Raw genomic sequence first — 22,716 nt, 5'->3', positions numbered from 1 at the left:
ACGGGCGTCCAGCACTGCCGCACTGACTTGCGAGAATGTCAATTCTGTCTGATAAGCCCACCAGCACCGAGGCTCCGCGATCGTTCTCAGCCCCAATGGCTGTCCGTGAGTGCCACCGGAATGCGGCAGAAACGGGCCGCCCGCTCAACGAGGTACGGGACCGGCACCTGAGGTGCGTCGGCGGCCCCATCGGCTACACCGACTACTCGTCCCTGAGCCCGGCCGCCGCATGATTCAACGGAGGTCAAGGAAGGGTCGCACCCGGCCGGCCACCACCGCGGCCGTCCTGCCTTCCGGGCCGAAGTGGTCGAGCCGGTCGAGGGTCTCCAGGGCCGCGTCCGGCAGCATGTCGCGCAGGGCCGCGAACTCCTCCCGGTGCGCCGCCTTCGAACGCCCTCCGCACAACACCAGCACCGCCGCCTTGACCGCCGCGAACTCGGCCAGGCGGCCCTGCTGGGCGGCGATCTGCCCGTGTTCGGCAACGTTCGCCGCCAGCAGCGGCCGCATCCGCCGCCAGCCCGCCCCCCGGTAGAACAGCCGCATCACCGTACGCAGGTACCAGTGCGGCAGCTTCTCCATGAACGGCGGCGCCCCGCCCGACCCTCGGATGAAGTGCACGAACGCCCCATAAGGGTCGCCCGCCGCCAGTCGCTCCCGGTAGGGCGCCATCCAGCCGGTGGGCACGGGCGCGACCGGCACCCCAGGTTCGTAGACGGCGATCCGGTCGAAAGCGCCGGACGTGCGCGCCGCCTCCAGGAGGGCGAGCCCGCCGTAGCTGTGCCCGAACGCCAGCCGCGCCCCCGTCTCGGCCCGCACGGCGTCCAGGTCCTCGACCTCCTTGCGTAAGGAGTAGTCCGGTCCTAAGGGCCCGCTGTCGCCCCGCCCCCGCCGCTGCACCAGGTGCACCGTGAACGAGTCGGCCAGCGCCGAGGCCAGCGGCAGGTAGTCGTCGGCGGTGCGCAATGTCCCGCCGAACAGGATCATGGCCGGTCCCCCGCCCATCGTGCGGTAGGTGATCGCCGTGCCGTCGGCTGAGGTCACAACGGTGTCGTTCATCGTCCTGCTTCCTTCTCGAGCCGGTCGAACGTGCTGAGCAGCCGGGCGGTCTGCTCGGCGTACTCCTCGTAGTCGATGCCGCTCTGCTCCACCAGCACCGCCAGCTTGTCCTCGAAGCCGCGCCGCACCGAGGTGACGAGCTCCTCGCCGGCCTTCGTCAGGCTGAGGCGGTGCCGCCGCCCGCCGCCCGGGTCGGGCCGCACGTCGAGTAGCCCGTCGGCGGCCAGGACCCCGGTCATGCGGCTCACCGACGCCTCGGTCACCCCCAGGTATTCCGCCAGCGTGCGCTGCGTGGTCGCGCCCAGCCCGCCCACCAGGGTGAGGGCGAGGAAGCGGCTGTAGGAGATGCCGTGGCTGGCGCGCAGCAGCCGGTCGGCCGCCCGGTCCAGGCGGGCGGTCAGCACGTGCAGGTCGAGGCTCAGGTTCCGTTCCACGCCTTTAACTTAGCATGCTAACTTAGAAAAGCAAGTTCCGACGGCAGCCGGCCCGCCAGGAGACGGGTTTGTTCGACGACCCGCCACCATCCCACTGCCACTACTGGGCCACGCACAGCTGAGGGGACCTTCTCCCCCTCAGCCCGTCGCGCCGTCACGATAAGGGTCAAGCAGCCGGTGGCTGATTCGACGGATCGAGGCCACGTTCGGAACGTGGGGGTTCAGTCCCCGACCTGCCCGGTCACAGTCGTGCCGTCCAGTCCGGCGAGCAGGTCGCGCAGCAGGTCGGCGAGCTGGTCGCGGCGTTCCGGCGCGAGGTGGCCGATGAGGCGGTCCTCGGTGGCGAGCAGGTCGGCGACGACGCGGTCGAGCAGGGCGTTGCCCGCGTCGGTGAGGGTGACCGCGCGCGCGTGGTAGCCCGACCCGGCGGTGGTCCGTTCGACCAGCCCGGCCCGGGCCGCCCGCTCCACGCGCTGGGTGATCGCGCCGCGCGTCACCATGCACGCCTCGGCCAGCTCGCCCGCTCTCATCCGGTACGGCGGGCCGCTACGCCGCAGCGTGGACAGCAGATCCAGCGTCGCGACGTCCACGCCCAGCTTCGCCAGGAGGCGGCGGCGCTCGTCGCCGAAGACCTTGGCCGCCCACCAGATCCGGGTGATGACCCCGATCGACTCCACCGGGACGCCCGGCAGCTCGCGCCGCCAGGCGTCCTGGATGGCGTCGGCGCCGTCGCGCGGCGGGTCAGCGGCCACGTTCGGCGCCGCCGTTCACCTGGATGATCTGCGCGGTGACGTGCCCGGCGTCGGGAGAGGCGAGCCAGTGCACGGTCCCGGCGATGTCCTGCGGCGTGCCGGGCCTACCGGTGTGGGTCTGCGCGACGAGCGTCGCGCGGCGTCCGTCGTCCAGGGTGCCGCCGAAGAACTCAGTGTCCTCGATGAACCCCGGGGCGACCACGTTCACCGTGATGCCGCGCGGTCCGAGAGCGGTGGCCAGGTCGAACGCGTACGGGTGCAGGGCCGCCTTCATCGGGCCGTAGGAGGTGCCGCCCGAACCCCGCAAGGCCGCGATCGAGCTGATGAACACGATCCGCCCGGACGGGTTGAGCAGCTCGCGGAACGCCTCGGTCGCCAGCACCGACGTCAGCACGTTGGCCCGGAAGTTGCCCGTCCACCGCTCCGCGAGGCCGTCGGAACCGCCGTGCGTCTCGACGTTGCCGCCCGCGTTGTTGACCAGCACGTCGATCGTGGCGAAGCGGTCGGTCAGGTCGGCGCGCACGCGCTCGACCTGCGCCGGCTCGCTCAGGTCGGCCGGCAGCGCGGTGGCGCCGATCTCCTTGGCCGCCTGCTCCAGCGTGTCGGCGCGGCGGCCGATGATCACGACTCGGTCGCCGTCGGCAGCGAAGCGCGCTGCCACCGCCTTGCCGATGCCGGTGCCCCCGCCGGTGACCACTGTCGTGCGTGTCATGTTCATCCCTCCTTGGAGTTTAGACCTAAAGTCAGCCTAGCAAAGGGAACTGGATGCCCCGAGGGCGGCGGGACGTTCCAAGGCGGCGGGGGCCGTGCAGCACTGCTCAAGGCTGCCTACGCGGGACGGCCCAGTGCTCGCCGAAGCTGTAGTTCATGACACCGTCGTCAACGACAGGCCTAGACGCACCGGTTGGAGACCGCGGTGGCCGCGATTGAGCACGAGGTACTCAAGCCATGCCGGCCCCACGCCCACACGGACTTCGGGGTTGAGGAATCGGGGAACAGCCGTTATCGATGAGAATGATCTCGCGCGGGATGTGGACGCCGACGCGTTCCCGCCCGGTCACTCGGGCCTGACGGCCAGCACGGCGTCGGAGACCGCTCGGAGGGTGGCGATGGGGTCGTCGCCGAGGGGGTAGACGCCGACGTGGTCCGCGCCGGAATCGAGGTGCGCGGTCAGGCCGCGCGCGAGGTCGGCCGGGTCGCCGTAGGCAAGCAGTGCGTCGATGACGCGGTCGCTCCCGGTGCCGGAGAGGTCCTCGTCGGTGAAGCCCAGCCGCCGGAGGTTGCTCGCGTAGTTGGTGACCTGCAACGCCTTCCCGGGCGGTGCGGCCCGGGCGACGGCGCGGGCCCGCTCGACGTCGGGCTCCGCAAGCGCGAAGTGGCCGGGAAGGAGCAGCTTGCCCGCACCCAGGACCTCCCTCGCCCGCCGGGTGTGCTCGGGCGTGACCATGCAGGGGATGGCACCCGCGGTGCGGTCGCGGGCCAACCGCATCATTCTCGGACCGAGGGCGGCCAGTACCACCCGCTCGGCCGGGACGCCGGCCAGCGCCAGTTGGTCCAGGTAGGACACCAGGGTGTCATATGGCGACGCCCACTCGGCGTGGACCTCGCGGTGCCCGACCCCGACGCCGAGAAGGAACCGGCTGGGGTGCCTGGCGACGATTCGGTGGTAGGAGGCGGCGACGGTCTCGGCGTCGGCGGTCCACACGTTGACCACGCTCGTGCCGATCACCAGCCGGGTGGTGGCGTCGAGGAGCTTCTCCGCGAAGGCGAGGTCGGCCGGTGGCGATGCGTCCAGCCAAAGCGTGCCATAGCCGGCCCGCTCCACCTCCATCGCGCTCTGCGGGCTCACCTCATGCTCGCGTAGGTGGGCGCCGAGCAGACCCAGATCGATATCCATGATCCGATCCCAGCACCACGCCCCATTCGGAAACCAGGACCAGTTCCGACGCGCTCGATAACCTGGAGGCATCGTCGCAGAACAGGGGGCTCGGTGGAACTGCGGTCACTGCGCTACTTCGTTGCGGTCGCCGACGAACTGCACTTCGGGCGGGCCGCCGAGCGGCTGCACATCGCCCAGCCCGCGGTCAGCAGGCGGATCGCCCAACTGGAACGGGAGCTGGGAGTCCGGCTGCTGGACCGTTCACCGCGCCGGGTTCGGCTCACTGCTGCGGGGCACCGGGTGCTCGCCGCGGCGCGTGATGCGCTGGCGGCCGCGGATCGGGTCCAGGCCGCCGCCGGTGCGCCGGCGGGCACCATGCGCATCGGTACCGCCGCCGGGTTCACCGCTCGCCTGGAACGCGGGATCGACACGCTGCGCGAGCACTCCTTGGCGCTCGGCGTCGACGTCGTGCTGGTCGACCTTCCTCTGGCGGCTCGTCTGGACACCGTGCGACGGGGGGAGATCGATCTGGCACTGGCCCGGGGGGTGCGTGCCGCACCCGGGCTGCGGGTGCTACCGACGTGGACGGAGCAGCTGTTCGCGATCGTGTCCGTGCAGCACCTCGCCGCCGGTCGCTCGACAGTCAACCTGGCCGATCTCGCCGTCGGCGAACTGCGGATCCCGTCGCGGGACCACGGCCTGTTCCTGCCGGAGGCCTTGAAAGCCGCGATACGGAAGGCCGGGGTCGAAACTCGGGTCGGCCACCTTGCCGGGACGGTCCAGGACACGATCGTCGAGGTCGGTTTCAATCCGCGTAGCTGGACCGTGCTGCCAGGCGACCAGGTCGCGGAGATCCGTTCCACCCGGGTGCGGGCGATCCCGTTCACCCCGCAGACCACGATCACCGGCAGCGTCGTGGTACCGATCGACCTCCCGCACACCTGCGTCGCTGCCCACCAGGCAGCCTTCGGAGATTGACCCGTCCACAGCAAGATGCGAACCCGACGCGGTGCGGCGATGGCGGCCCACTCGCCGAGCGTGGGATCGACGGCGCCGCCGCGGAGGGTCGCGACCGGCAGGAGGCCTCCGCTGCTGATCGGCGGGCGAGCGCGGGTGACCGTGAGGCCAGCGGACGGGCCGGCGTTCGGCGGCACCGAGCCGGCTGGAGGGGCCCCGCTCGGGTCCGCGCGCCCAGCCCCAAAGTAACAGTCTGTAATGCCTTAGAAGCTGCTCGTAGCGGTCACAGATGGGCGGTACCGGACCGTAGCGATCTACGGACGCTTCCCCGAAGAGCCGTCCCCCGGCGGAGCTGGAGCAGCTGACAGGAACTCTCCGAAATTCGTTGGGCGTCTGTCGGACATTTTGCGATCATACGCACGTGACAGATGAAGCCGATCGCCAGACGTCGTTCCCCACCAGTTCGAAGCATGTGCGCTTTGTCGAGTTGTCGAGTGCTGCGATGTCCGCTCTGCTCGATGGGGATCTGCCCGCAGCCAGCGACACGGCTGGGGTCGCGCTGACTGAGTACTTCGTGACAGATAAAGCGCGGTGGCTGTGGCAGGTTCGGATCGGCCAGATGGCCGCCGATCCCCGCCACGCGCGGTGGATGGCGCGGCAGGCGGTGACCGGGCCTGAAGGTGTCGTCATCGGTCATGCCGGGTTTCACGGACCGCCCGATGAGGCGGGCATGGTGGAGATCGGCTACGCCGTCGCTCCTGACTTCCGCCGCCAGGGCTATGGCCGAGCCATTCTGATCGAGCTGTTGCGTCGGGCCGCGGCCGAATCAGAGGTCAAGACCGTACGGGCGACGATCAGTCCCGACAATGTGGCGTCCCTGGCCACGATCGCCGGCTTCGGCTTCGTCCAGGTCGGCGAAGATTGGGACGAAGAGGAAGGTCTCGGACTCATCTTCGAAGTCCCCGCCAACCGCAGGCGCTAGGTGCGACCCACCCGGTGAAGGTTTCCGGTCACAGCAGGCCCCTGGGCGGGGTCAGCGGGCGACGTAGCCGCCATCGACCGGAAGGGCGACGCCGATCACGAAGCTCGCGCCCGGGCTGGAGGGGTGGCCGTAGCATCCGCCGAACATCCAACACATTTGGCTGACCAGCGAAAACGTGGATGTGAGACCCGGTGGGTCGTCCCGTGGCCCACGCCGATGGCGCTGTGGCGTTCGCCTCATCGTGGTCGCGAAGCATGCGCAAGACGGTGGCCGGGGAAGGGTGCCGGCCCTTCTTCTTGCCCTTGGTGATGACGAGCCGGGCGGCGATGTCGCGAAGGCTGAGGTCCTGGCCACGCAGGTGCAAGGCCATGGACAGCATGGCCTCGTCGGTCACAGCGGCGCCACCGATGGCCTTGCCCGGGCGGACTCGTGGCCTTCCAGGGTGCGGTCGCGGATGCACTCGCGCTCCATCCCCGACAGCGCGGCCAGCACGGTGAACACCACGCCGGACGGGTCGTGGGAGCCCTGCAGTTCGCCGGTGAGGAACTCCAGGCCGATGCCGGCGGCGCGCAGCTGCCCGGCCAGGGCGGCCAGGCCGAGGCCGCGGCCGAGTCGTTTGTGCTCGTGCACCACGAGGGTGACCGCCACCCCCGCGGAGCGGAGCTCGCGGGCTAGGGCGACGGCCTTGTCGAGCTCGGGCCGGGTGGTGGCGCGGGTGGAGATCTTCTCGGAGAAGACGCGGGTCACGCCGGCGGTCTTGAGAGAGCCGAGCTGGGTGTCGAGGGACTGGCGGACGGTGGAGGCGCGGGCGTAGCCCATCCGCACATGCCCCGCCGGTTCCGCGGGGCCCGGCTGCGCGCCGTACTCGGCTCTCTCGCGGCCAAGCACGGCTGGGACCTCTCCGAGGTGCCTACGGACAACGGGAATGTCTTCAAACGGATCCAGCCGAGATATCGGGAAAACCGGCCATGAGTCGATCTTGACGCCAATTTCCCCAGGCAGACGTACGGTCAGCGGTCAACCGTGATCAGCTTGAGGGCGTCTTCCTTGTCCTTGTCGGACGGCAAGCTGTACCGCCGGGTGGTCTCCAGGCGGGCATGGCCAAGGATCTCGGCAACCAGGACCAGGTCGGCCTTGCCGCGGACCAGCGTGGTGGCGAGCGTGTGGCGCAGGACGTGCGCCGTGGTGGGATCATCCAGCCCAGCGTTCTGAGCGATCTCGGCGATGATGCCGCCGGCGGCGCGGGTGCTCAGCCGTCCGCCCTTGGCGTTGAGAAATAGGGCACGGTTGTCGTCGGCGCGGGGCCAGTTGGGGCGCTCATCGAGCCAGAGCTGCAGCTCGGTGCGGAGTTTGGGGTGGATGTCGACCTCGCGGAACTTGCCGCTTTTGCCGTACAGGCGCAGCCTGCCCTTGCGGGCCGACACCTGGATGTCGTCGACGTCGAGGCGGAGACCTCGCTGATGCGGGCGCTGGCGTAGTACGGGATCAGCGCGATGCACCGGCCCCGGGGCGACAGATGCGCCTCCACGGCGCGTAGCCAGCGGATGCGGGCGCGTTCCTCCAGGGCGCGGGGCGCGTTCTTGGGCAGGTCTTCGCGGGCGATGTCGGCCTTGCCCAGGCCCCGGCGGGTGTAGAAGTCGTCCAGGGCGGTGAGGGCGGAGTTGACGTAGACGCGGCTGCGTTTGGCGGGGCCGTCGCGCAGCAGCCACATCCGGTAGTCGCGCACGGCCCAGTCCCGCGCCTGCCGATCGGAGAGAGGGTCGGCGGTGTAGGTGGCGGCGTGGTCGGCCAGCCAGGCCAGGTACATCCGCACGCGGGAGCGGTAGGTGCGCCGGGTCTCGGCCGCCAGTGGCGCGGGCTCCAGCACAGCGGCGCGGGCTCCAGCGCAGCGGCGTACTCGTCGAGGATGACGTCATACGCGGGCGGCAGCCTGGTCGGGCGGGCGCCCGGACGGGGCTTCGTAATCTCGGAAGCCCCATATGGGAGTGTACTTCCGAGATGACGTCAATCTCGGAAGTACGGTGCATTCGTCCGGCGATTGATGCGATGGTCAGGCTCGCAGTCCGGGAATGATCATGTAATGCGGAATTATGGGCTGTGGAAGGCGACTTCAGGGTTGCCCTGGGTGGGGGCGTCGAGCAGGGGTTGTGCCCTGCCTTTGAGGTGCTGGTCGAAGAAGGCGGTGACGTAGGCGCGGGTGATCGCTATTCCGCGTTCGGCGGCGATGGTGCCGGAAGCCGACAGGCCGGCCTTGCTCGCCGCGATGGACAGGTCGGTGAAGCTGTCGTGGACGGCTTGGGCGACGGTGAGCCAGCGCTTCCAGCCGTTCAGGACCGGCCAGGTGCCGTCCCAGGTGTGGTCCTTGCCAGGGCTGTGGTCGGACTGGCTGCCCACGAGCAGAAAAGGGCGGTCGCCGAGGCCGGTGGCGGGGAGGGTGGCGTTGATGGTGCCGTCGAGGTTGATGCCGGCCTTGACCCGCCGGTCGGCCAGCATGGTGGCGGAGGTGGCGTCGCCGCCGAGTGAGTGGCCGGCCATGCCGATGCGCTTGGGGTCGATCAGGCCGGCGTGTTTCCAGGCGGGGTGGCGGCCGGTCAGCTGGTCGAGGACGAAGGAGACGTCCTTGGCGCGGTTTGTGGCAATGGTGGCCTTGCCGCCCTCGGGGGGTCTGGGCTGGTCGCACAAGGGCGCGCAGGTGAGCAGGCCTGCGCCGGGGAAGGTGGTGCCGGAGGATTCGTAGGCATGGTCGATCGACGCGACGACATACCCGCGGCTGGCCAGGTCCTCGGCGAGGGCGGTGAGGCTGGCCCGGGGCAGGCCGAGGCCGGGCGAGAGCACCACCAGGGGATGGCGGCCCGGCTCGGGACGGGCGCCCGTGCGGGCGTAGGTGCGGGTGCCGCTGATGGCCTCCGCTGTCAGGCCGGTGCCGGGCGCCTTGCGCTGGATCAGGGACGCGGCCTCTTCCTTGGTCATGTACGGGGCGGGATCGCCGGTGGCGGAGCGGGCGGGGTAGTACAGGGAGAGCATGAGCCTGCGAGGGCCGGATTCGGGGACCCAGGGGTCCTTGCGGCTGGTGTCGACCAGGGACAGGATGTCGCGGCCGACCGGGTCGGCCCCGGTGGGACGGGGCAGCTGCAGATGGAGATCGGTGGTGGCCGACGCGTTCGTGGTGGCGCAGGCCATGGGGGCGCAGGCCGTGGTCAGGGCGAGGCAGGCCGCCAGGGCGACGGCCTGCAGGCGCGGGGTCTTCATCGGGTTCCTTCCGGCAGGTGCTCAGACGTCGCGGCGGCGCACGACGAGCAGGGTCAAGACGGCGGCAGCCAGCGGCCACAGCGCGAAGACGGCCCAGGAGCCGGCCACCGTGGGTAGGGCAGGGTCGTCGCGGAGCTGGGGCAGGCCCAGGCAGGTACGCCAGACGTAAAAGGGGATCAGGGCGTACAGGTCGTTGAGCCACTGGTGGACGGTCGGCTGCAGAAATGTGGGCACGATGACCAGCACGCCGCAGACCGTAACGACGGCCGCCGCGGTGTGCCGCAGCAGCGCGCCGATCCCCATCCCGACCAGCGCTGAGACCGGCGCGAGCAGCGCGTTGGCGGCCAGCACGCGCACCACGGCGGAGTCGCCCAGCGAGACGGCGACGCCGCACCCGGACAGGATGGCCTGGCTGACGCCGAAGGTGGCCGCCGAGATCAGCGCACCGGTCGCGAGCATAACGGCGCCGACGACGGCCAGCTTGGCGGCCACGACGCGGTGACGGGCCGGGACGGCGGTCAGGGTCGTGCGGATGAGGCCGGTGGCGTACTCGCCCACAATGGTGAGCGCGCCCACGGTTCCCGCACCGATCATGAGCATGGTGGCGGACAGGCCGCTGAACACCTCCGACAGGGAGTTGAACCTGGCCCTCTCCATCGGGGTGAAGTCGGGCCAGCCGTTGCGGGCGTCCAGGCTGCTCTGCACGGCGAACGCGATGATGGCCAGGATGCCGAGGCCGAACAGCCAGCGGGTGGAGCGCAGCGACCAAAGTTTGATCCATTCGGCGGCGAGCAGGTCGTGGAAGCGGGCAGAGGTCATCGCGGGTCACCCTCTGGTACGGCGCTGCGGTGCTCGGAGCGGTCGGCGGTCAGCTCCATGAAGGCCTGCTCCAGCGAGGCGGCGCGCGGGGCGAGCTCGTACAGCAGGATGCGCCGCTCGTAGGCGAGTTCGCCGATGCGGGCGGCGCTCAGCCCGGTGACGGTCAGGCATGCGCCTTCGTCCTGCCGTACGTGGGCTCCTGCGTGGGCGAGGACGGCGGCGAGTTCGGCGGGGTCGGGCGTGCGTACGGTGACCGACGCGCCGGTGCCGCGGGCGGCGAACGCGGTCAGGCTCTCAGCGGCGATCAGTTCGCCGCGGCCGATGACGATGAGCCGGTCGGCGGTGTGCTCCATCTCGCTCATCAGGTGGCTGGAGACCAGCACGGTGCGTCCTTCGCCGGCCAGGCGCCGGAACAGGCCGCGTACCCAGCGCACCCCTTCGGGGTCCAGCCCGTTGACGGGCTCGTCGAACAGCAGCACCGGCGCGTCTCCGAGCAGGGCGGCGGCGATGCCGAGCCGCTGGCGCATGCCCAGGGAGAACCCGGCCACCCGGCTGCGGGCCACGCTCTCCAGCCCCACCTCCCGCAGCACCTCACCCACCCGGCAGCGCGGCAGGCCGTTGCTGCGGGCCAGCGCGGATAGGTGCGCCGCGGCGCTGCGCCCGCCGTGCACGTCGCCGGCGTCCAGCAGCGCTCCGGCGTGCCGCAGGCCGGCCCGGTGCCGGGCGAACGGGCGGCCGTCGATGGTGGCGGTGCCGCTGGTGGGCCGGTTCAGCCCGAGGATCATCCGCATCGTGGTGCTCTTGCCGGCGCCGTTCGGGCCGAGGAACCCGGTGACGCAGCCCGGCCGCACGGTGAAGGTCAGGCCGTTCACGGCCGTCACCTCGCCGTAGCGCTTGGTCAGTTGGTTGACTTCGATCACCCGCCCAACGGTGTCGCAGACCGGGCAGGCGTGACATCTGGCTGCGGGCCGGTTCCGGGCGGGCAGGGGTGGCCTGCGGGCATAGGCCGGCAGGCCGATGCCCGCAGCGGAAACCGATGACTACGATCGACCGGGTGCGCGATGAAATGCCCAGGCCACCCTTGACCCAGCGGCTGCCGCATGGTGTGCGGACGGCGCTCACCTGGTGTGCCGTCGTGGCCTCCCTGCCGCTGCTGCACGCCGTGACGCTGGCCGATGACGAGAGTCTGCTGCCCGTAGGTGCGATGCACGCGGGTTTCGCCGCCGCGATGGCGTTTCCTCTGGTGTGGGCCCGGCGCCGGCCGTGCGCGGTGCTGGCGGTGCTGCTGGCCGAACTGCTCGTGGCCGTGGCGTTGGCGCAGCCCGCGGAGCGGGTCTGGCCGCTGATGCCGGTGGCCGATCTTCTGGTCTGTTTCATCACGGCCACCCGGTCACGCCGTACCGGCCTGGCCGCGGCGGCCACCACGTTGATCGTCCAGGAGGCGGCCTGGCACGTGGCCCTGCTGACTCAGGGGTTGCGCGTCTTCGCGTCAGGCTTCCTCGCGCTGTCGGGCCTGCTCGGCCTGGGCGTCGTGGTCGCCTGGACGGCGGGCACGGCGCTCCGGCAACGACGCGAGTACGGCCGGGCGCTGCGTGCGCAGGCCGAGCTTCAGGCGGTCACGGCCGACAGGCTACGCATCGCGCGCGAGCTGCACGACATGGTCGCGCACAGCATCGGCGTCATCGCCATCCAGGCCGGCGCGGGCGCGCGGGTGATCGACAGCCGGCCGGAGCAGGCGCGGGACGCGCTCGCCGCGATCGAGGCCGCCGGCCGGCAGACCCTGCAGGGACTCCGGCACATGCTCGGCGTGCTCCGCGAGCCCCCCACCGCATCGGAGCCGGAAGCGGCGCCCTTGTCGGGGCTGGCAGACCTCGACCGGCTCGCCGAGACGACCACGGCCGCCGGCGTCCGTGTGGACGTGCGCCGCCAGGGGAAGCCACGCGGGCTGCCCCCCGCGGTGGACCGGTGCGCCTTCCGCATCGTCCAGGAGTCGGTGACCAACGTCGTCCGCCACGCCGACGCCCGCCACTGCCAGGTCGTCCTCGACTACGCGCCCGACGAACTACGCGTCGACATCACCGACGACGGACGCGGCACCGCCACCACTGCGGCCTCACCCGGCAGCGGGTACGGGATCGCCGGCATGCGCGAGAGAGCCGCTCTGCTGGACGGCTGTCTCAGCGCCGGACCACGCCCAGAGGGTGGTTTCCGCGTCACCGCCACCCTCCCGCTACCAAGTCCGCCCTCAGCGCGGGGGCGCGCCCAGACCGCTCACGTGGAGGCACGTTGACCATCCGCGTCGTGCTCGCCGACGACCAGCCGCTGATCCGCGCCGGTCTGCGCATGGTCATCGACGGCACTCCCGACGTCGTTGTCGCCGGGGAGGCCGGGACGGGAACCCAGGCGATCCAGCTCACCCGGCAGCTACGTCCCGACGTGGTCGTGATGGACATCCGGATGCCCGGCATGGACGGCATCGAGGCCACCCAGACCATCACCACCGAATCGCCGGCCACCCGCGTGATCATGCTCACGACGTTCGACGACGACAGCAACGTCTACGCCTCGCTGCGGGCCGGGGCGAGCGGGTTCCTGGTCAAGGACATGGCGCTGGAGGACATTCTGTCCGCCGTCCACGTGGTCGCCGCCGGCGACGCCCTGATCGCACCCAGCGTCACCCGCCGCCTCATCGCCGAGTTCGCCGAACGCCCCGAACCTCGCCCGCGGCCACGCGAGTTGGCTGGCGTCACCGCGCGAGAACGCGAGGTGCTGACCCTGGCCGGGCGCGGCCTGTCCAACGCCGAGATCGCCGCCCACCTGCACATCAGCCCCGGCACCGCCAAAGCCCACATCGCCAGCCTGCTCACCAAACTCGGCGCCCGCGACCGCATCCAGCTCGTCATCGCCGCCTACGACGCCGGCCTGGTATCCCCGCTCCATGACGATCGATAACGAGAAGCGCGCCGGCCCAGCCCCGTCAACCACTGTCTGACAACTTGGCGGCTACCCCCCGGCAACGGCGCCTCTCAGGCAGCATCGGTCTCCTCCCCAAGCTTGAGGTTGACATCCATGTCCTCCAGCGGTGCGTTCAGGTCGTAGACGTAGTCGCCGAAGCGGCGCACGTTGTCCTCCTGATAGGGGGACATGATGGCCACGTCGGCGCGATGCACCGTCTCGCCCGCGCTGCGCAGCCGGTTGAGCACCAGCGACATGTCCAGCGTGGTCTGGTACATGACCAGGTCGGCGACCAGGGTGTTGAACTTGATCGCCTTTTCCTGTTCTTCCGGGTCGTTCTCGGCGATCACTCCGTTGTTGCCGAACCCGATCCACTTGGAGAAGTTGTTGTAGGACTCGACCATGTTGGTGGCCCGGGTGATGTTCTCCCGTAGCGCGGCGTCGGAGACGTAACGAAGAAGCACCATGGTGCGGATCACGCGGCCCAGCTCGCGGAAGGAGCGGTAGATCTTATTGCGCTTGGAGTCGTGCCGTAGCCGCCGCAGCAAGGTGATCGACGACAGCTCACCTTCGCGGATGGAGATGGCCACCTTCATCAGGTCTTGCCAGTGAGCCTCGATCAGCTGCCAGTTGATCGGCTCGCCGAACAGCGCGTCGATATGCCGATAGCGCAGGCCCGGCTCGGGCCGGTGGAAGGTCAGGTCCCGGAAGTTGCGGATGCGTGGCAGCAACTCGAATCCGAACAGATGCGCCAAACCAAAGACAGGGAACGACTGGCCTTGCGTATCAGCGTGAATCTCCTTGGGCGCCGCCTCGCTCTCCTGCTCCAGCAGCCCCTCGATGATGTAGACCGCCTCCCACACCCCGCACGGCACGAATCTGGAAAACAGCGCGATGTAATTGTCGGCGATGTGGTGGTAGGCGACGCCGCCGTAGCCCCCGTACCGGAGATCAAATTGTCCACGTAGATGTCGTACTTGGTGCCGTCGGCGGCCACCGCGTTGCCCTCCCCCCACAACCGGGGCAGATCCAGGCGCAGGTAGGCGTTGACCACGTCGGCGATCGCCTTGTTCAAACTGGCCAGCGTGACGTGCTTGCGCACCGTGTAGGACAACTCGTGGGCGCTGATGCGGCCGCCCAGATGCCGGGCGGCCTGGGCGGCGCCCAGGTTGCAGCCGTAGGCGAAGGCCACCAGCAGGTAGCGCTCCAGCGGGTCGGCCAGCTTGGCCTGCGACCCCGACAGCGGCCCGAAATGCCGGAACCAGCGCAGATGCCGCGTGGTCCGGGTCAGAATCTCCAGCAGGGAGCGTTCCGGCAGTCGGCCCTTGACGGCCGTGGCCAGCTTGAGCGCCTCGGCGCTGTGCCCGGCGGACTTGCGCGCCTTGAGCGAGGGCCTGCCCTGCTCGTCGATGACCAGGTCGGCGTTGTCCGGGTAGCCCGCGTCCATGGCCGCGGCCACGTCCTTCATCCGCATCTTCAACTGCGCCACGAACTCCGAGGCCGTCGTGGGCAGGCCCACCTCGGCGCAGTAGGTGGCCAGGTGCGGCTGGCAGTCCTCCCAGCTGAGCAACTGGGACTGCCAGTTGGCGTAGGCCTCCGAGCCGACCGCCGCCACATCGCCGCGCACCAGCTCGTCCGCCAGGCAGGAGAACACGCAGATCTCAAAATGCCGGCGCACCACCTTGCCGGGGCGGCGCTTGTCGGCGATCACCTTCTGCCAGGCCTCCGACGCGAAAGACACATCCACGTGCTTGCGCACCGTCACCGTGGACACCTCGCCGGTCGTCTCATCGACGACGTCTTCCTCGACCGTGTACTCGTCGCCGATGAGCTCGCTGGTGCGGGTGGCATTGGCGCGCACGAACTCCAGCGCCTCCAGAAGCCTGCGGTCCGCGCTGGCCGGCTCCAGCACCAGCACGCCGGCCAGGCGCAGCAGCAGCCCACGATGGGAGCGATAGAAGCGGTCCAGCAGCGGCAGATAGTTGTCGCCGTGGAAGGCGGCCAGCGCTTCGTGCTCGGCCACCAGGTCGGCCAGGCCGCCATTGCTCTCGATCGTCTCCAGCACCGCCCGTCCGGTCTCGTGCCGACGCCGCACCGCCGTCCACGGGTTCGGCGCGTTCCGAGCCGACAGGTCGACCTCCTTGGCCGCGCTCAGCAGATCCCCCAGCACCGCCAGCATCCGCTCGTTGCGCTGACGCTGCTCGGCGCGAATGGTCTCCAGCAGCTCGCGGGCCTTGTTGTGCATGGTGTTCATCCGCTTGCACAGCATGGTCACCAGGTCATCGCGGGCGCGTATCCGGGCCTGGTGTAGCAGGCACGCTTCCAGCACGATCCGCTTGACCTCGCCGTAGTCGCGTATCTCAGCGGCGTCCAGCGCCCGCGCCTCGGCCGCGAAATGAGCGATCTTGGAAGCGGGCACTCCTTTCAGCCAGGCGTCGCTGCCCCCGGCCATGCCGTCCAGCCAGGCCAGATGGTCCAACTGCTGGCGCAGCTTGGTCACCGTGGCCCGCGGTGCGCTCTTCTTGGCCCGGTCATGACTGCTGCGGCCGGTGGCCGGATCCACCTCCAGCATCGCCAGCATGCGCGCGTGGTCGTCGAAGCCCATCCGGCCGTAGGCCAGGGTGAAGATGGCGCCGTTGACCTCCGTGCGCACCTGAGCGGCCAGGTCATCCAGGGTGGAGAACGCCGGGAATTCGCAGCTGTTCTTGGCCAGCTCCTCCAGCGCCACGTTGATCAGATCGGCCGGGTGGTCTTTGGTCTTGGCTGCCTGCCGGATCGCCTGCTCGGCCAGCTTGCGCGCGGCGGCCTGATCGCCGTCCAGCCCCAGCCGGGCCCGCACCAGCGCCTTGTGGTTGCGTCCGGTCCGCTCGGCCACGTCCGTCATGCCGATCCGCTCCGGCAGGCCCAGCTCGTTCCGTACGTGCTCGATCACCTGGGCCGGGATTTCGGCCAGCCGCGGAAACCGGCCCACCCGCTGACAGCACTTCAGCCACACCAACAGCGACAGCCGGTTCTCATCGCTGTCGGTCATCTCCCGCGCCCAGTCCATCTCCGCCAGGCTCGGCGAGTACGCCTCGCGCAGTTCACGCTCGGAGATCGTCCGCTTGAACCGCGGGTAAGCGGTCTTGTCGATCGAGGCCATCAGGCATTGCCTTCCCAGCGGCCCCGATCACCACAGAACGGGAGATGCTGTAGCCGACCGAATACAGTCCGTGAGACGGAAACGCAGAAACCAGGGCCGACTCCCTCGCGGTCTACGGGCGGACGACTTCCGAGATTACGCGCCAACCCCGCAGCGAGCCTGATTCGGCATCGGATACCCCATCAACCCGGACCCGCAGCGGGCATGCCCTACGTTCTCAAGATCGACTCATGGCCGGTTTTGCCCGTATCTCGGCTGGACCCGTCAAAGCCCCTCGGCCCTGGAATTTGATCTTCGGCCTGAGTCCAGCCCGACGCATCCCGTCGTGACGTCCGCCAGCGCTCAGGGACGCGGGCTCGCGCTCGTCGGCTCTTTCTGGCGGGCGAGGAGCCCGGAGATGGCCACCTCCACCGTCCGGCGCATGACCTCGGTGAAGTCGAGTCGCATGGCGGCCAGTGCCGGGTCGGAGGCGTAGGCGGCCAGCATCGCCTCTGATGGCCGGTCGCAGGGCCAGGCCGCGGTGGCCATCAGAAGGGTCACTTCCACCACCCGGGGCGCGCCGTGGGCGCCGAGTTCGGGCACGTGCCGCAGGACCAGCTGGACCAGCGCCTGCATGGAGTGCTTGGCGGCGTACTTGTGCCGGATGGCGACCTCGGTGGAGATGTTGTGCTCCAGTACTGCGGCCTGCGCGCTGATCAGGTCGCACAGCACCGGCCGCTGCGCCATCGACTCGGCCAGAATCTCGGCCAGCCGGTCACCGCGCTCTCGCGGCGTGCCCTCGCTGGGCTGAAACGACCGCTCCAGCTCGGCGATCCAGTCCTGGATCTCGGCGTCCAGTAGTTGGAGCAGGACCGCCTCGCGCGAGTCGAAGTAGCGCAGCACGTTGACCTTGGCCAGGCCGACGCGCCGACTCAGTTCGTTCAGGCTCAGCTTCGCGACCGGCATCTCGGCCAGCATCGCGGCCGCGGTCTTCAAGATCTGCCGGCGTCGTTCGGTCCGCTGCTCCTCGTTGCGGGCGCGCTTGAAGTTCACGGGCCCATCTTACATACCGCTGGTATTTTGCGAAGATACCGGCGGTGCGTTAGCGTGAACAGGGACAAAATACCGGCAGTACTTAAGGGGTGCGTCATGTACCAGGTTCCTCGCCAGCAGGGAAAGCTCACCGTGGTGACCGGCGCGAACAGCGGAACCGGCAAGGCGGCTGCGACCAAGCTGGCCGCGGCCGGCGCGCGGGTGATCATGGCAGTGCGCACTGTCGCCAAGGGCGAACAGGCGCGCGCCGAGATCCTCAGTGCCCACCCGGCAGCAGACGTGGAGGTGCGGCGGATCGACTTGGCCGACCTGGCCTCGGTCAAGGAGTTCGCCGCCGGCCTCATCGCCGACGGGCGCCCGGTCGACATCCTTCTCAACAACGCCGGGGTCATGTTCCCCCCGGTGCGGCACGAGACCGTCGACGGGTTCGAGCTGCAGCTGGGCAGCAACTTCCTCGGCCCGTTCGCCCTGACCGTGCGGCTGCTGCCGCTGCTGCTGAAAGCGCCCGCCCCGCGCGTGGTGACCATGAGCAGCGGCATGGCCGCCCGCGGCGAGATCGACTTCGACGATCTGAACTGGGAGAAGAGCTACGACCCGACCGGAGCGTACGGGCGTTCAAAGCTGGCGGACCTGCTGTTGAGCCAACACCTGGCCCGGCTCGCGACCGAGCGTGGTTGGCCGCTGCTGTCAGCCGGAGCGCATCCCGGTAACGCGGCCACCAACATCGCCGCCTCCGGCCCGAGGCTCGGTGGTGACCCCAGCCTGCTGTTCCGCATCGCGTGGAAGGTCACCCCGCAACACAGCGCGGAGGCCGGTGCCGGCCCGATGCTGTACGCCGCGACCGCGCCCGGCGTGACCCAGGGCGGCTACTACGGCCCCCGCTGGGGGCTGGTCGGTGCTCCTGCCCTCGCGCGGCCCACGAAGAAGGGCCTCGACCGCGACGTCGCCGCCCGATTGTGGGCCGAGGCCGAGCGCCTGACCGGCGCCACCCTCCCCGCCAACCTCTGACCGCCCACCAGCCAAGGCCGAGTTGGAAGCACTCCTCCCCGACGCCCGTGTGCTCGCGCTCACCGCGAACCACAAGGACCACGAGGCCGCCGCGCGGGTCATCTCCCAGGCCGTCGAGGAGTTCGGGGCGGCTGGACATCCTCATCAACAACGCCCAGGAGTTCCGCACGGGAATCGCTCTGGAGGACCTGAGCTGGGACGACATGATCTCCACCTACGAATCCGGCGTGTTCGCGACCTGGCGGTTCATGGCGGCCGCGCTGCCGTACCTGAAGGAGACCGAGGGCACCGTCAACGTCATGGGCTCCGGTGCCGGTGTGCAGTCGGTTCCCCACCACGGCGCCTACGGCTCCAACAAAGAGGCCAACGAGCGCGAGTACCCCGACGTCATCGCCGACATCCCGAAGGGCATCGCCCTCGGCCGCATCGGCGACGCCGAGAAGAACGTCGGCAGCCTCTGTGTCTACCTCGCCAAGCCCGAAGGCAAGTACATGACCGGCTCGACGTTCGACGTCGACGGCGGCGCTTTCATCCGCCCCTGACCCATCCGCAACAACCGCACGTACCGATCACACGACCATGAAGGAACACACGACATCATGACTGACCAGCTCAACATCCCGTTCACCAAGGAGAGCACCGCCGATGACGTCATCGCCGGTGTGGACCTGACCGGCAAACGCGCCATCGTCACCGGCGCCTCCTCCGGCCTGGGCGCCGAGACCGCGCGCGCCCTCGCCTGCGCCGGCGCGGACGTGACCCTCGCGGTCCGCAATCTCGACGCCGGCCGGCAGGTCGCGGCGGGCATCACCGCGAAGACCGGCAATGCGAGCGTGCATGCCAGAAAGCTCGACCTGGACGACCGCGCCTGCATCGACGCGTTCGTCGCCGCGTGGGAGGGGCCGCTGCACATCCTGGTCGACAACGCCGGGATCATGGCGCTGCCCGAGCTGACCCGCACCCTCCAATCGTGCTGCCTCGGCGGGCGTAGTGGCGCCGGGTCCGGGCCGTCCATTGATCCGTTGAGACTCGCCAGGTCTGGCGAGACGAAAGTACCTCAATCCGCTACATCGGAGACCATGGCTGTCACGTCGAACTGATGCGGCTCAGCGAAGGTGCGGGGCACCTCCCTGGCTCGCTCAAGGCTTGATCGACATGGCCCGAGCGGGGCGGGCAGAATGCTTCCCATGATGGATGCGAGTGTGATGCTGCGGTTGCTGGCGCTGCTACGTGACGCGGATTGCGAGATCTGGGTTGCTGGTGGATGGGGCATCGATGCCCTGGTCGGCAAGGTCACCCGTGAACATCGCGACCTTGACCTGTTGCACCGCGTCGAGCAGGAACCGCTGCTGATCAAGAACCTGGAGGCCGCAGGGTTCATCGAGCAGCCCGATGTTCAGCCCGGCCGACCCGTCCGGTTCGTCATGAAGGATCACCATGGTCACGAGCTGGACCTACATCCGCTGCGGTTCGAGGCGGACGGCTCCGCCGTCCAGCAAGCCAACGATCATGGCGGCACCTTTCACTACCCTGCGGACGCCTTCACCACGGGCATGATCGAGGGCGTTCCGGTGAACTGCTTGTCGGCGGCCCAGCAGATTGCCTTCCACCAAGGGTATGAACCCAGCGACCGAGACCGTCATGACATGGCCCAACTGCGCGAGGCATTTGGTGTCGCCACCCACTTCTAGAACCTCATCCTGTGGTCGTTCTCCGGTCGCATCGAATCATCATCGGCGGAGCCCAGACGTCGCATGGGTAGTCTCCAGGGGGTGCTGGAGGCTCCGACCCTTCTCCGGACACGCGCCTTCTGCTTGCATCACCTCTACTGAGCTGTACGCCCACGCGGTCGGCTCACCGCATCTGGAATCAATCGAGAATCGCTCTGATGCTGCCAACCGCACCGTGCGGGCGTCGGCGCGCATCCGCAGACGGTCGGCCGTGAGCGTTGTCCGCTCGACATCGAGGTCGAAGCGATCGGCAGTCAGGATGCGTCGTCGGTGAAGTGCGAGAGAACCATCTCGACCAGCGCGGCGACGTCGGCATCCACCATCGGCTCGCCGGTCATGCCCATCCGGTGGAGCAGGGTTCCGACAATGACGTCGATGAAGAACAGGACCCGGGTCTCCGGCTCGCCGAGCGCCTCTTGGAGTGCGAGCCGGTAGGGGTCCTGCAACCGGGCGGACAGGATCTCGCGCAGGGCCGGGTCGCTGACGGCGTCGCTGAACACGCCGGCGAACGCGTCGCCGACGCCGGGCTCGCTGATCTTCCCCGCGATCCAGTGGATGGCCGAGGACATGAGCTCGGCTCGACCGGTGCCCTCCAGCGGCACCGGGCCGAACACGTCCAGAAGGCAGTCCACGATCAGCGCGCCCTTGGACGGCCAGCGGCGGTAGATCGTCGTCTTGGCGACCCCGGCCGCGGCGGCGATGCGGTCGACGGTGGCACGCGCGTACCCGAGCTCCTGGACCGTGCTCAGCGTCGCGGCGAAGACCACGTCGTTGAGGCCGGCGCGCGGGCGACCGGGTGGTCTGGCGGATGCGGTCGAGGTCATGCCCTCACGATAACCCATTGCGCTACCAGCGGTATCGATACTTGCGGTGGCGCAATTACCGGGGCTGAGGAGGAGACATGGGTGAGGTCACTGTCACGGAGCGGCAGCCGGAGCCGGAGCCGGACTGGTCGGCGGTGACGGACTGGCTGGCGGTGATGGCCGAGGAGCTGGTCGCTTACCGTGGGTCGGAGAACCGCTTTGGGTGTCCAGCGCGGTGCGGGCGATCACCGGGGAGGCTCGGCAGGGGCACTCAGTGGCAGGCGCAGGATGAAGCCGGCCCCGCCGATCGCGGCCTGCTCGACGTGCAGGGTGCCGTGGTGGGCGGTGGCGATGTCCCGGGCGATGGCCAGGCCCAGGCCGGTGCCTCCGCGGTCGCGGCTGCGGGCGGCGTCGAGGCGGACGAACCGCTGGAAGATCCGTTCTCGGTCGGCCCGGGGAACGCCGTCGCCGTCGTCGCTCACCACCAGCTCGGCGTGCGTTGCCGAGCTGCGCAGCCGTACCCGCACCTTGCTGGTGGCGTGCCGCTGTGCGTTGTCCAGCAGGTTGGTCAGCACCCTTGCGATCTGTCCTGGTACGGCGTCGACGACGACCCGTTCGGCCAGGTTCAGGGCTGCCGGGTGGCGATCGGCACGCCGGCCGGTCTCGGTGCGGATCAGGTCGGTCAGATCGACGTGCCGAGTGGCCTGGGGAGCGGCGGCGTCCAGCCGGGCGAGCAGGAGCAGGTCGGTCATGATGTCCTGAATCCGGTCCAGGTCCTCCAGCGTGTGCCCGATCAGGTCGGGCAGGTCGGTGTCGCGGGGATGCATCTGGGCCTCCTCCAGGCGCACGCGCAGGCCGGCCAGCGGGGTGCGCAGCTCGTGGGAGGCGTCGGAGGCGAACTGGCGTTGCCGCTGCAGCGCCTGATGGGTCGAGGCTTTGGCCTGCTCCAGACGTCCGAGCGTGTGGTTGACGGTGCGCGCCAGTTGGGCGATCTCGCCGCGGCCGTGCGGTTGCGGGATGCGGATGCTCAGGTCGCTGACGTTGATCGCGGCCAGTTGTGCGCGCATGAGCTGGATCGGGCGCAACGTGCGGCTGGTGATCTTCCATGTTGCCGCTGCGGCCAGGAGGATCAGCAGCGCGATCTGGGCGATCCAGAGCAGTTGGAACGTCCGGGACGGCGCCATGGGCGAGACCATCCGGCCGGCGTAGACCACCGGGGAGGTGGGGGCGGGTGAGAGGCGGACGGCGGCCAGACGCAGGCACTGTCTGCCGGTGTTCTTGGCGCACACCTCGACGTCGGCCTGAGGGTGGTCCGGGGAGGGTCGTACCTGGCTCAGCGGGTCCCGACCGCGTGCCGCGGGCGAAGCGGCGATGACGCGGTGATCGGCTCCCACTACCTGGATCAGGTCGATGCCGGGTGTCTGCGTCTCGATCGTGCCGGTCAGATTCCGGCGCCCGGCTGCGGCGGCGGTGATCCCGGCTTGCTCGCGGGCGCCTGACCAGCCGGGGTCGGCTGACGCCTGCCCGGCGGCTGACGCTCCGACCATGCCCATCGGGACCAGTACGGCGATCGCCGTGGCCATGGCCAGGACGGTGAGTCGGGCCGGGGTCGAGCGCAGGCGCGGCGATGAGCCCGGACTCATGACGCTATCTCGCCGCTTCGCAGATCGCCCGGCGCGCCGCACGCGTGCGCGAACCTGCCAGGAACTAGGCCGGTCAAGGCTCGCCGGCGGCGGTATTCCTCCTCGTCGATTTCATCGCGGATGAACAGGACGAGCAGCTGCCGTTCCTGCGGCGAGCAGGCCTGGCACGGGGCCGGTGTCCGTCTGTACAGGGACACCATGGCCAATGCCGCGGCGATGGCCGTGGTGAACAGGATCTGGCTGACGATCAAGGACATGGTTCTCCTCCCGGCGGT

22 protein-coding genes and 1 pseudogene are annotated in these 22,716 nt (G+C 69.6%); 8 read left to right on the top strand and 15 right to left on the bottom strand.

The features are described from left to right. Positions 1-234: 234 nt before the first annotated feature. The 5 genes from ACWDX9_RS15510 to ACWDX9_RS15490 form a co-directional block, all read right to left on the bottom strand. Positions 235-1,056, bottom strand: a complete 822-nt coding sequence (locus ACWDX9_RS15510; protein WP_449953831.1) for an alpha/beta fold hydrolase — start codon at positions 1,054-1,056, stop codon at positions 235-237. Further along, positions 1,053-1,490, bottom strand: a complete 438-nt coding sequence (locus ACWDX9_RS15505) for a MarR family winged helix-turn-helix transcriptional regulator (protein ID WP_449953828.1) — start codon at positions 1,488-1,490, stop codon at positions 1,053-1,055. Before ACWDX9_RS15505 ends, ACWDX9_RS15510 begins: the two co-directional genes overlap by 4 nt. A 221-nt stretch (positions 1,491-1,711) precedes the next feature. Beyond that, entirely contained in the window at positions 1,712-2,242 is a 531-nt protein-coding gene (locus ACWDX9_RS15500) for a MarR family winged helix-turn-helix transcriptional regulator (RefSeq protein ID WP_355208374.1), read from the bottom strand. Next, complete coding sequence (locus ACWDX9_RS15495) at positions 2,232-2,954, bottom strand: SDR family NAD(P)-dependent oxidoreductase (RefSeq protein WP_449953824.1); 723 nt, start codon at positions 2,952-2,954, stop codon at positions 2,232-2,234. The genes ACWDX9_RS15500 and ACWDX9_RS15495 overlap by 11 nt, the downstream gene beginning before the upstream one ends. Before the next feature lie 345 nt (positions 2,955-3,299). Continuing rightward, positions 3,300-4,139, bottom strand: coding sequence for a TIGR03620 family F420-dependent LLM class oxidoreductase (locus ACWDX9_RS15490; protein WP_449953822.1), 840 nt, complete (start codon positions 4,137-4,139; stop codon positions 3,300-3,302). Positions 4,140-4,232: 93 nt separating this feature from the next. On the opposite strand from ACWDX9_RS15490, the gene ACWDX9_RS15485 reads away from it, so the two are divergent. Together ACWDX9_RS15485 and ACWDX9_RS15480 are read left to right on the top strand one after the other, a co-directional pair. Further along, positions 4,233-5,099 carry a LysR family transcriptional regulator gene (locus ACWDX9_RS15485; RefSeq protein ID WP_449953820.1) on the top strand — a complete coding sequence of 289 codons (867 nt, stop codon included), beginning with the start codon at positions 4,233-4,235 and terminating at the stop codon, positions 5,097-5,099. A 400-nt stretch (positions 5,100-5,499) separates the two neighbouring features. Next, the gene (locus tag ACWDX9_RS15480) at positions 5,500-6,060 is read left to right on the top strand and encodes a GNAT family N-acetyltransferase (RefSeq protein WP_449953817.1); all 561 of its coding nucleotides are present in this window, start codon (positions 5,500-5,502) and stop codon (positions 6,058-6,060) included. 390 nt (positions 6,061-6,450) lie between these two features. Here the strand turns inward: ACWDX9_RS15480 and ACWDX9_RS15475 are convergent, their stop codons facing one another. The 5 genes from ACWDX9_RS15475 to ACWDX9_RS15455 all read right to left on the bottom strand — a co-directional run bounded on the left by ACWDX9_RS15475 (position 6,451) and on the right by ACWDX9_RS15455 (position 11,048). Beyond that, on the bottom strand, positions 6,451-6,948 hold the full coding sequence (locus ACWDX9_RS15475) for a recombinase family protein (protein WP_449953814.1): 498 nt from the start codon (positions 6,946-6,948) through the stop codon (positions 6,451-6,453). Positions 6,949-7,070: 122 nt separating this feature from the next. Beyond that, complete coding sequence (locus ACWDX9_RS15470; protein WP_449953811.1) at positions 7,071-7,976, bottom strand: tyrosine-type recombinase/integrase; 906 nt, start codon at positions 7,974-7,976, stop codon at positions 7,071-7,073. A 172-nt stretch (positions 7,977-8,148) separates the two neighbouring features. Then, positions 8,149-9,309 (bottom strand): alpha/beta hydrolase family protein, encoded by a 1,161-nt coding sequence (locus ACWDX9_RS15465; protein WP_449953808.1) that lies wholly within the window; start codon positions 9,307-9,309, stop codon positions 8,149-8,151. A gap of 21 nt (positions 9,310-9,330) precedes the next feature. Continuing rightward, a complete protein-coding gene (locus tag ACWDX9_RS15460) occupies positions 9,331-10,128 on the bottom strand; it encodes a hypothetical protein (RefSeq protein WP_449890325.1) in 798 nt (265 codons plus the stop codon). Beyond that, the gene (locus tag ACWDX9_RS15455) at positions 10,125-11,048 is read right to left on the bottom strand and encodes an ABC transporter ATP-binding protein (RefSeq protein WP_449953806.1); all 924 of its coding nucleotides are present in this window, start codon (positions 11,046-11,048) and stop codon (positions 10,125-10,127) included. The genes ACWDX9_RS15460 and ACWDX9_RS15455 overlap by 4 nt, the downstream gene beginning before the upstream one ends. 134 nt (positions 11,049-11,182) lie before the next feature. Here ACWDX9_RS15455 and ACWDX9_RS15450 point away from each other — a divergent pair, with 134 nt between their 5' ends. Further along, positions 11,183-12,418 carry a sensor histidine kinase gene (locus ACWDX9_RS15450; protein ID WP_449953803.1) on the top strand — a complete coding sequence of 412 codons (1,236 nt, stop codon included), beginning with the start codon at positions 11,183-11,185 and terminating at the stop codon, positions 12,416-12,418. Continuing rightward, on the top strand, positions 12,415-13,080 hold the full coding sequence (locus ACWDX9_RS15445) for a response regulator (RefSeq protein ID WP_449890320.1): 666 nt from the start codon (positions 12,415-12,417) through the stop codon (positions 13,078-13,080). The genes ACWDX9_RS15450 and ACWDX9_RS15445 overlap by 4 nt, the downstream gene beginning before the upstream one ends. Positions 13,081-13,154: 74 nt before the next feature. On the opposite strand, the pseudogene ACWDX9_RS15440 reads toward ACWDX9_RS15445, so the two are convergent. Together ACWDX9_RS15440 and ACWDX9_RS15435 are read right to left on the bottom strand one after the other, a co-directional pair. Further along, a pseudogene (locus ACWDX9_RS15440) lies at positions 13,155-16,225 on the bottom strand (Tn3 family transposase). A gap of 342 nt (positions 16,226-16,567) precedes the next feature. Then, positions 16,568-17,257, bottom strand: a complete 690-nt coding sequence (locus ACWDX9_RS15435; RefSeq protein WP_449953800.1) for a TetR family transcriptional regulator — start codon at positions 17,255-17,257, stop codon at positions 16,568-16,570. A gap of 96 nt (positions 17,258-17,353) precedes the next feature. On the opposite strand from ACWDX9_RS15435, the gene ACWDX9_RS15430 reads away from it, so the two are divergent. The 4 genes from ACWDX9_RS15430 to ACWDX9_RS15415 all read left to right on the top strand — a co-directional run bounded on the left by ACWDX9_RS15430 (position 17,354) and on the right by ACWDX9_RS15415 (position 19,956). Then, positions 17,354-18,265: an SDR family oxidoreductase gene (locus tag ACWDX9_RS15430; RefSeq protein ID WP_449953798.1), complete on the top strand. Its 912-nt coding sequence runs from the start codon at positions 17,354-17,356 to the stop codon at positions 18,263-18,265. Further along, positions 18,214-18,807, top strand: a complete 594-nt coding sequence (locus tag ACWDX9_RS15425) for an SDR family NAD(P)-dependent oxidoreductase (RefSeq protein ID WP_449953795.1) — start codon at positions 18,214-18,216, stop codon at positions 18,805-18,807. The genes ACWDX9_RS15430 and ACWDX9_RS15425 overlap by 52 nt, the downstream gene beginning before the upstream one ends. Before the next feature lie 57 nt (positions 18,808-18,864). Beyond that, positions 18,865-19,365 carry an SDR family NAD(P)-dependent oxidoreductase gene (locus ACWDX9_RS15420; RefSeq protein ID WP_449953792.1) on the top strand — a complete coding sequence of 167 codons (501 nt, stop codon included), beginning with the start codon at positions 18,865-18,867 and terminating at the stop codon, positions 19,363-19,365. 87 nt (positions 19,366-19,452) lie between these two features. Next, on the top strand, positions 19,453-19,956 hold the full coding sequence (locus tag ACWDX9_RS15415; RefSeq protein ID WP_449953789.1) for a nucleotidyltransferase domain-containing protein: 504 nt from the start codon (positions 19,453-19,455) through the stop codon (positions 19,954-19,956). Positions 19,957-20,249: 293 nt separating this feature from the next. Here ACWDX9_RS15415 and ACWDX9_RS15410 read toward each other — a convergent pair whose 3' ends face one another. The 3 genes from ACWDX9_RS15410 to ACWDX9_RS15400 all read right to left on the bottom strand — a co-directional run bounded on the left by ACWDX9_RS15410 (position 20,250) and on the right by ACWDX9_RS15400 (position 22,698). Further along, on the bottom strand, positions 20,250-20,819 hold the full coding sequence (locus tag ACWDX9_RS15410; protein WP_449953786.1) for a TetR/AcrR family transcriptional regulator: 570 nt from the start codon (positions 20,817-20,819) through the stop codon (positions 20,250-20,252). Positions 20,820-21,043: 224 nt separating this feature from the next. Further along, entirely contained in the window at positions 21,044-22,441 is a 1,398-nt protein-coding gene (locus tag ACWDX9_RS15405; RefSeq protein ID WP_449953783.1) for a sensor histidine kinase, read from the bottom strand. Continuing rightward, positions 22,438-22,698: a hypothetical protein gene (locus ACWDX9_RS15400; protein WP_449953780.1), complete on the bottom strand. Its 261-nt coding sequence runs from the start codon at positions 22,696-22,698 to the stop codon at positions 22,438-22,440. The genes ACWDX9_RS15405 and ACWDX9_RS15400 overlap by 4 nt, the downstream gene beginning before the upstream one ends. Between the last annotated feature and the right edge of the window lie 18 nt (positions 22,699-22,716).

It is taken from the genome of Nonomuraea sp. NPDC003201, assembly GCF_053590415.1.
This window is presented reverse-complemented; position numbering and strand designations above follow the sequence as displayed.

Bases quoted from the DNA above. Each gene is read 5' to 3' on its own strand.
- ACWDX9_RS15405 (WP_449953783.1), bottom strand. From the start codon at position 22,441: ATGAGTCCGGGCTCATCGCCGCGCCTGCGCTCGACCCCGGCCCGACTC.
- ACWDX9_RS15415 (WP_449953789.1), top strand. From the start codon at position 19,453: ATGATGGATGCGAGTGTGATGCTGCGGTTGCTGGCGCTGCTACGTGAC.
- ACWDX9_RS15465 (WP_449953808.1), bottom strand. From the start codon at position 9,309: ATGAAGACCCCGCGCCTGCAGGCCGTCGCCCTGGCGGCCTGCCTCGCC.
- ACWDX9_RS15495 (WP_449953824.1), bottom strand. From the start codon at position 2,954: ATGACACGCACGACAGTGGTCACCGGCGGGGGCACCGGCATCGGCAAG.
- ACWDX9_RS15410 (WP_449953786.1), bottom strand. From the start codon at position 20,819: ATGACCTCGACCGCATCCGCCAGACCACCCGGTCGCCCGCGCGCCGGC.
- ACWDX9_RS15460 (WP_449890325.1), bottom strand. From the start codon at position 10,128: ATGACCTCTGCCCGCTTCCACGACCTGCTCGCCGCCGAATGGATCAAA.
- ACWDX9_RS15420 (WP_449953792.1), top strand. From the start codon at position 18,865: ATGACTGACCAGCTCAACATCCCGTTCACCAAGGAGAGCACCGCCGAT.
- ACWDX9_RS15490 (WP_449953822.1), bottom strand. From the start codon at position 4,139: ATGGATATCGATCTGGGTCTGCTCGGCGCCCACCTACGCGAGCATGAG.
- ACWDX9_RS15470 (WP_449953811.1), bottom strand. From the start codon at position 7,976: ATGACGTCATCCTCGACGAGTACGCCGCTGCGCTGGAGCCCGCGCCGC.
- ACWDX9_RS15400 (WP_449953780.1), bottom strand. From the start codon at position 22,698: ATGTCCTTGATCGTCAGCCAGATCCTGTTCACCACGGCCATCGCCGCG.
- ACWDX9_RS15510 (WP_449953831.1), bottom strand. From the start codon at position 1,056: ATGAACGACACCGTTGTGACCTCAGCCGACGGCACGGCGATCACCTAC.
- ACWDX9_RS15430 (WP_449953798.1), top strand. From the start codon at position 17,354: ATGTACCAGGTTCCTCGCCAGCAGGGAAAGCTCACCGTGGTGACCGGC.